Consider the following 7146-nt stretch of genomic DNA (forward strand, 5'->3'; position numbering starts at 1 on the left):
CCTATGCCACTTATTTTCCGCTCGGTCCTAAATCGTAAACAGCGACTCGACTCTCATCTTTGAGCACGATGGCGTTCTTGATAATAGCTGGCGAGCAGTAGCAGTCGGCCTTCATGAGTGGCTGTTGGGTGAATGAGAGCACTCGCGGTTCTTCGACGCTGCGTTGCAGTGAGGCCAAGTGACCGCGTTCTCCGAAAAAGAACATTGCATCGCCCGCGATCAGTCCCTGAGCGCGACGCAGAACGCTGTGGTACTTCCATTTCAATTCACCCGTGGCAAATTCGATGCAGCGCAGTTCGGCACCGCCCTGCCCCGCGGACGTGAACCCAAAGACATGGCCATCGGAGAGCAGAAGGTTGGTGTATTGGCTGTCGAGGAGTCGTCGGTTTTTCCAGCGTTCTTCGTAGGAACGATCCGGCAGGATTTGGAGGCACACCGCGCCCGGTCCGGGGCCGGTGACCATCAAAACATGGTCGTTCCAAACCAGCGGCGAGACCGAGTTGTAGCTCATGGGGGCACGGCTTCGATGGGGGATCTCCCAGTCAATTTCTCCGTTGGCGGGATCGAGGCAAACCAAGCCTTCAGCTGTCATGACAAAGGCGAATTCTTGCCCGAATAGTTGAGCCACCACGGGCGTGGTGTAGGCGGCTTTGTGATCCGTGCACGACCAAATGGTTTCACCGTCTCGGGCATGGATGGCAATGATTCCCGCGTCGTTGTTGGCTCCGCCCAAGGAAAGGATTAAGTGTTCCCCGTGCAGCAGCGGTGTCGCTCCGGATGGGAACAATTCCGTTTCCACCTGAAATTCGCCATGAAGATCGCGGCGCCAGACTTCTTCGCCGGTGTCGAAGTCCAAAGAGACCAGCGTCCCTGAACCGCTGAAGTGATAGACGGCGCGGCGCTCAAGGTCGATCAACGGAGTGCTGTAGGGGCCATCGCTGTATTCAAAGTCGCATTTGGCGTCAGTCTCCAGTGAGTGTTTCCATCGGACCGCTCCATCCTGGGCATCGTGACACTGAATCCACTCCAGGTCATCGACGCGATGGGAAAAGACGACGCGGTTTTCGGCGGTCACAGGAGATCCATATCCGGTGCCAGCTTCCACGTCCCATCGAAGTACGGGACCCTGTTCGGTCCAAACCGCAGGGATGGACGCTTGCGTCGCACCGGTTCGATGCGGGCCAAATAGAAACGGCCAGTCCGTCTGTGTTTGGAGATCGTCACGCCTTTTTGATTGCTGATAGTCGGCAACAATCATTTCGCTGGGGCGGTCCGCTCGAGTGGGTTCTTCCAGGGGAACGTCGAAGGTTGGCTCGGGGGCTGCAGGCGAGCACCCTGCCGAGGCGAGCGCGAGCAGGATTGTGCTTTGAAGATAGATGCGTTTCATGTTGATCGTTGAACTTTCGTGCCGTCGTTTCATCACGGCTTTCGACGTCCTGACTGGTTGGCAATGCGGAGTGTGTTGTCTTGGACGTCAATTGCGAGTTCGATCCCTTCCGAGGCGGTCAGGAGTGTGCCAACCAACGCGACCATCCCGAACAAGCTTGCCACCGCGTACAGGCTGAATTGTCCCACCTCGTTGAGAATGCCGTCTTGAGTGGACCACACGATCCAGAGAAATCGAATGAGCAGCTCAGGGATCACCAAGGCAACGGTTGCGTAGGCCAAAACGCGAAAAATTCTTTGTGTTGCACGAAGCGTTGGGTACTCACGTTGAAGAGGGTAAATGCCAGCGGATTCGTTGTAGAGGTTTCGAGCGTTTGGAGTTGGTGGCTGGCTATCGGTCGCCGGTTTGGCATCTGAGTTGTTGGGGCGCGAAGTGACCGGTTTCAAGCTGACGGCATCAAAATCATTTTCCTGGAGTGGCATGGCTTGGTGGATGTCAGTGAATGCTGGGTGGGTGAGCGATATGCACGACTGCACGCAGAGTTGGGCGATTGACTGAATGAAAGCAACTCGTTCGTGACTCGCCACTCTCAAACAATTCTGTGATGCGACATTTAGATACGCATTGTCATGCCCAGAACTCGTCGTACTTCGGACGGGCTGGTCAATCCTTGTCGAACCATGTCGGTGGCTCGTTCCCAGAGAGATGTCATTCCTCGTTCAACCGCCCAGCGATAGATTTGTCGACTGTCTCGCGTGCTGAGAAGTTGGTCCACCGATTCGGAGTCTTTTAAGGAAAGGAATTCGCTAGCGAGCAATCGTCCTTGGTAACCGGTTTGATGGCACAAGTCGCAGCCGACTGCCACGCGGCAATTGCCAATGGGTAGCCCGCAGAATTGACTCGGATCGTCGGAGGGCTCGGAGCATTCACACAGAGCTCGCAATAGCCTTTGGCTGACGATCCCGAGCAGGCCACTTCTCAGCAGGTAGGGTTCGATTCCCATGTCGAGCAAACGGCTGATCGCGGTTGCCGCGCTGTCCGCGTGAAAGGTGGTCAACATAAGTTGTCCTGTCAGGCAGGCTTGGATCGCAATCTCAGCAGTCAGACGGTCTCGGATTTCGCCAATGACAATGACCTCGGGGTCCTGTCTCAACAGCGACCTCAGTCCCGTGTGCAGATCAAAACCCGCCGCCGCATTGACCTGGGATTGCGCCACTCCGGGGATCGGGACTTCGATTGGGTCTTCAATCGACAGCAGACTACGGCAACCACCGGAGGCTTGGACGAGTTGACGCAAGCTGGCGTAGAGCGTGGTGGATTTTCCGCTTCCTGCCGGGCCGGTAACCAGGATTGCTCCACTGGTTTCAGCCAACGTGTCGTTGATGTGTCCCAGAACTTGTTCGGTATGTCCCAAGTCAGCAAGCTTTTGAAGACGCGAGCCTTGCCCAAAGAACCGCAACACCGCGCGCTCGCCGTGCAGCGTTGGAAACGTGCTCACGCGAACCTCAGCTGCTTCACCGGGAACGGCAATGCGTCCTTCTTGCGGAACATCATTTTGGTAGGTCAGTAGATTCGAAAGCACTTTGAGCCGAGTGACGATCGATACCTTGCTGCCATCAACGACAGTCGCCAAGGGTTGAAGCAGGCCGTTGTCGCGGAACCGAACATCGATTCCATTGGCGACGGGCTGCAGGTGCATGTCGCTTGTGCCTGCTTGATCGGCAAATCTGAGTAGCTCTTCCACCACTTCCGTCGCATAAGAAGCCGTCTCGGGACGAAAGTTGTTCAAGCGTTGGGCGGAGGCCGCCACCTGTTCATCCAAGGAATGATCTTGAGGCAGCTTTCCATTCTTGTTTGGGGAAAGGATGTTCTGGAGCGATTGGATCACGTGAGCTGGCTTGCGTGAGGAGAGTTCGGATTCGATTGAAATGCGGGCGTTGTTAGAATCCGGATGGACCTTGAATGACATCTGTTGCCCGCTCTCCCATCCCGTCGACGTAGAGAGAAAATACTCGGAAGATGATCAGGACGAGAACGATCGCAATCGCTACCCAAATCGCGGCGGAGGCCGCATAGGTCAACTTGGCCATTGAACTCTTGACCTGCGACTTGAGATGGCGGAAGTGCTTGTCCAGAGTTTCGGCAAGCCTTCCGCTGGCTTCTCCGAGTTCCACGACTTCGATCGTTTCTTCTTGAAACAGATGGCTATCCGCGAGCGTGGAATGGAGGTCGTGCCCTTGTAAAATGGCTTGTTTGGATTGACTCGCTTTTGATTGGAATTGCTTCGTTCCAGCACAACGGAAGGCAAGGTCCACGGCTGAGGCAGCGTCCACTCCCGATTCGATCGTCAGTGCCAACGTTTGGACGAAGCGGGCTTCCGCGAAAACTCGGAGGTTGCGTCCGATCCATGGGAGATGAGCCGCCCAGTTGGAGAGGAAAGCAAAGTATCCGTTCTTGATCAGGACAGTGATCGCCGCGACGACAACCAAGGTGGTGAGGACAATGCCGATATAGATCAGCACCCCACGTTCACCAGTGAGACCAATCCCAAGAAGATCCGTCCGGCTGGTTTCCGCATCCGGCAGCAAGACTGCGGGCAGGTAAATCAAAAGCCCCACGACCACGACTGCCAGAATCAACTGAACCAGCGGCCAGAGAATGGAGTTGAAGAAGATCCCGCGAAAGTCGGCGAGTTGCTGATAGTACTCCGCCAATCTTTCCAGCACTCTGTCCAGCTTTCCGGATCGTTCACCGCCTTCCAGCATTTCAGCAAAATGCGGGGGGAAGTAGTTGCCCTGAGATTTAACCGCATCGGACAAAGCCGAACCTTCGCGAACTTGATCGGCGACAGATTGCATTCGGCGTCCATACAGTGTGCTCGCATGTTTGGCTTCGCGCTCGAAGACTCGATGGGGATCGAGACCAACTTCGAAGGCCACACCGACGCGCTCGCACAAGGTGCTAAGCGATTGGTTTTCGATGCGATTGGATAACACTCGGGGCGTCCTGAATTTGTTCGGCGGGAAGGTTGAATTTCCGCCTCAGGATAGCGGTTGCATCTTTTCTTCCCGTCAATCCGGTGTGAGTGTGCGGTGAAGAATGAATGAAGCTAATGCGGGCTTCCATGATTTTCTTCGCATTCCGGTGATGCTTTGACGCTACTGCTGCAATTTGATCGTTCCACTGCGAATCTTCCTTGCACGCGAACGGATGGCAGACCATTCAGAGGAGTCTTTTCGTTCAATGTTCTTCAGTTGCAGCGTCATGCGATTGTTGTTTTGAAATTGTTGTTTGTGGCGATCGAGAAAGTCCCAATACAGAGTCGTGAATGGGCAGGCGTCGTCGCCTGTTGATTTGGCCGGATCGTAGCGACAGCCTTTGCAGTGATTGCTCATTCGGTTGATGTATTTGCCGGTGGCGCAGTAGGGCTTGGTCGCCATCAAGCCTCCGTCACCGTATTGGCTCATGCCAAGTGCATTGGGAAGGCTGACCCAATCGATCGCATCGGCATACATCGCCATGTGCCAGTGATGGAATCGCAACGGGTGCGTGCCAAAAAGTTGAGCAAACAATCCAAGCACCATCAGTCGCTGGATATGGTGCGCGTAGGCCGTGTCGACCAGCAATCGCATTGCATCGGCCACGCAGGCCATGTCGGTGTTGCCGTCCCAGAAGAACGGCGGAACATCTTGTTCTGAGTCGCAGTGAAGAGCGTTGCGTTCTTCGTAGTCTGGCATCCGGTTCCAATAGACTCCGCGGACGTACTCTCGCCACCCAAGGATCTGTCGGACAAAACCCTCCACGCAGTTCAGCGGTGCGATACCGTCTTCATAAGCCTTTACCGCTGCATCGACGACCTCTTTCGGTGACAGCAGGTGCAAGTTGATTGAATGCGACAGTCGCGAATGATAGAGAAAGGTTTCGCCCTCCCACATCGCGTCTTGGTAGGTGCCGAACAACGGCAATCGATGTTCAATGAAATCATCGAGCGATTCCAACGCCTGGTCGCGGCAAACGGGCAGATCAAACCGATCGACTTTGCCGGGATGGTCTTCGAAGCGATCTCGCACCATCGCGATCACTTCGCGTGTGATCGCGTCAGGTTCAAATGAGGGCGTCGGTGGCACTTCTTGCGGTCCGCCTTTGCCGAAGGTCTTGCGATTGTCTTGGTCGAAGTTCCATTGACCGCCTTCCGGTGCACCTTCTTCGTCGAGCAGGATGCTGTGCTCCTTTCGCATCGTTCGATAGAACTGTTCCATCACCATCGATTTGCGACCCGATGCCCATTCGTCAAATTGGTCGGGCGAGCAGTAGAAATGATTGTCGGCGAGAAACTCAAGTGGCACGTCTTCCTGCTCGGTGGTGGATTTGAGTTGTTCGCGAACTCGGTAGTCACCCGGAGCAACGACCAAGATTTTTTCGACCGAATGTGCCGAGAGCGTTTTCCGCAGAACGCTTGCAAATGAACTTTCGCGAGCCTTTCGCCGATCGCCGGTCAGTTCGTGGTAGAGGACACCAAATCCTCGCTGGGTCAACTCCTCGCGAAAGTGCCGCATCGGACTGAAAAAGCCAACCAAGCGAGTTTGATGGCACCAAACATGAGTGGCTTCTTCGTCGTTTTCCGCCATCCAAACACGATCGGTTTTGGGATCAAAATCGGTGAAGGCCTCGGAATCGTGGTTGAGTTGATCACCCAAGACGAGCACGAGATGGCGAATTTTTGTCATGACGGGTCCAGCAAACGGCGGTCTCGAATTATCCTCACGCGTATCCACGGTAGCGCTGACGCAACCCTGCCCTGCTCTGCCCTGCCCCAAACTCGCAATTTTCGTCCTCGAAGACGCTTGGAAACGAACCACGCATGGAAATTTGGCCCGCCATCGATTTGCGTCACGGAAAACCGGTTCGCCTTCGCCAAGGAGACTACGACCAGCAAACCACGTTCGGTGATGACCCGGTCGAGTTCGCAAAACGCTGGCAGGAATTCGGCGCCAAACGATTGCACTTGGTCGATCTGGACGCCGCGCGAGGCGACAGTCCGGATGCTAACCGAGACGCGGTCCAGCGAATCATTGGGGCGACTGGGTTGCCTTGCCAAATGGGCGGCGGCGTGCGAGACGAAGCCACGATCGAATCGTTGTTGAACATCGGCGTTACGCGATTGGTCGTTGGTTCGCGGGCACTGAAAGATCCGGATTGGTTCGTCGAAATGTGCGACAAGTATCCCGGCAAGTTGGTCGCGGGCATCGACGCTCGTGATGGCAAGGTTGCGACGCAAGGCTGGCTCGAAACCAGTGACGTCTCGGCGTTTGAGTTTGCAACGAAGTTGCGATCGCGGACTGAAAACATCGCTGCGATTGTTTACACCGACATCGCGAAAGACGGCATGATGCAAGGTCCCAACTTTGAAGGGTTGGCAGAGATGGCTGCGGCGAGCGACATCCCGTTGGTCGCCAGCGGCGGCGTGACGACTTATGACGACATCAAGCAACTGGTCGAGATGAAGATGCCCGCCGCGATTGTCGGTCGGTCACTTTATGACGGAGTGATGGAGCTGGGTGAGGTCGTGCGATTGGCCGGTGACGTTTGATCGGCGTGATACGGCGGTCAGTGTTGTTTGGCGAGGGTCACGCTTACGCCCTCACCCGGATGCATTGCTGAACGCTCGCATCCGACCTCTCTCAACTTCGGAGGTCGTGCGGTTTTGAAGTGCCGCTTTTCGGCTGACTTACACACGGCGTACCTCTCCCGAAACGAAG

General features: G+C 55.5%; 6 protein-coding genes. 1 reads left to right on the forward strand and 5 read right to left on the reverse strand.

Annotated elements, in window-relative coordinates; genetic code table 11:
* Positions 1-10 precede the first annotated feature (10 nt).
* The 5 genes from B2R17_RS14905 to B2R17_RS14925 all read right to left on the reverse strand — a co-directional run bounded on the left by B2R17_RS14905 (position 11) and on the right by B2R17_RS14925 (position 6114).
* A complete protein-coding gene (locus B2R17_RS14905; protein WP_286764603.1) occupies positions 11-1387 on the reverse strand; it encodes a PQQ-binding-like beta-propeller repeat protein in 1377 nt (458 codons plus the stop codon).
* A gap of 32 nt (positions 1388-1419) precedes the next feature.
* The gene (locus tag B2R17_RS14910) at positions 1420-1869 is read right to left on the reverse strand and encodes a hypothetical protein (protein WP_286764604.1); all 450 of its coding nucleotides are present in this window, start codon (positions 1867-1869) and stop codon (positions 1420-1422) included.
* Between the two features lie 131 nt (positions 1870-2000).
* The gene (locus B2R17_RS14915) at positions 2001-3275 is read right to left on the reverse strand and encodes a GspE/PulE family protein (protein WP_286764605.1); all 1275 of its coding nucleotides are present in this window, start codon (positions 3273-3275) and stop codon (positions 2001-2003) included.
* A gap of 52 nt (positions 3276-3327) precedes the next feature.
* Complete coding sequence (locus B2R17_RS14920) at positions 3328-4383, reverse strand: type II secretion system F family protein (protein ID WP_286764606.1); 1056 nt, start codon at positions 4381-4383, stop codon at positions 3328-3330.
* Between the two features lie 162 nt (positions 4384-4545).
* Positions 4546-6114, reverse strand: coding sequence for a cryptochrome/photolyase family protein (locus B2R17_RS14925; RefSeq protein ID WP_286764607.1), 1569 nt, complete (start codon positions 6112-6114; stop codon positions 4546-4548).
* A gap of 134 nt (positions 6115-6248) precedes the next feature.
* Here B2R17_RS14925 and hisA point away from each other — a divergent pair, with 134 nt between their 5' ends.
* On the forward strand, positions 6249-6977 hold the full coding sequence (gene hisA, locus B2R17_RS14930) for a 1-(5-phosphoribosyl)-5-[(5-phosphoribosylamino)methylideneamino]imidazole-4-carboxamide isomerase (protein WP_286764608.1): 729 nt from the start codon (positions 6249-6251) through the stop codon (positions 6975-6977).
* The last annotated feature ends 169 nt before the right edge of the window (positions 6978-7146 follow it).

It is taken from the genome of Rhodopirellula sp. UBA1907 (assembly GCF_002337565.1).
In the GTDB taxonomy this organism is placed as follows: Bacteria; Planctomycetota; Planctomycetia; order Pirellulales; family Pirellulaceae; genus Rhodopirellula; species Rhodopirellula europaea.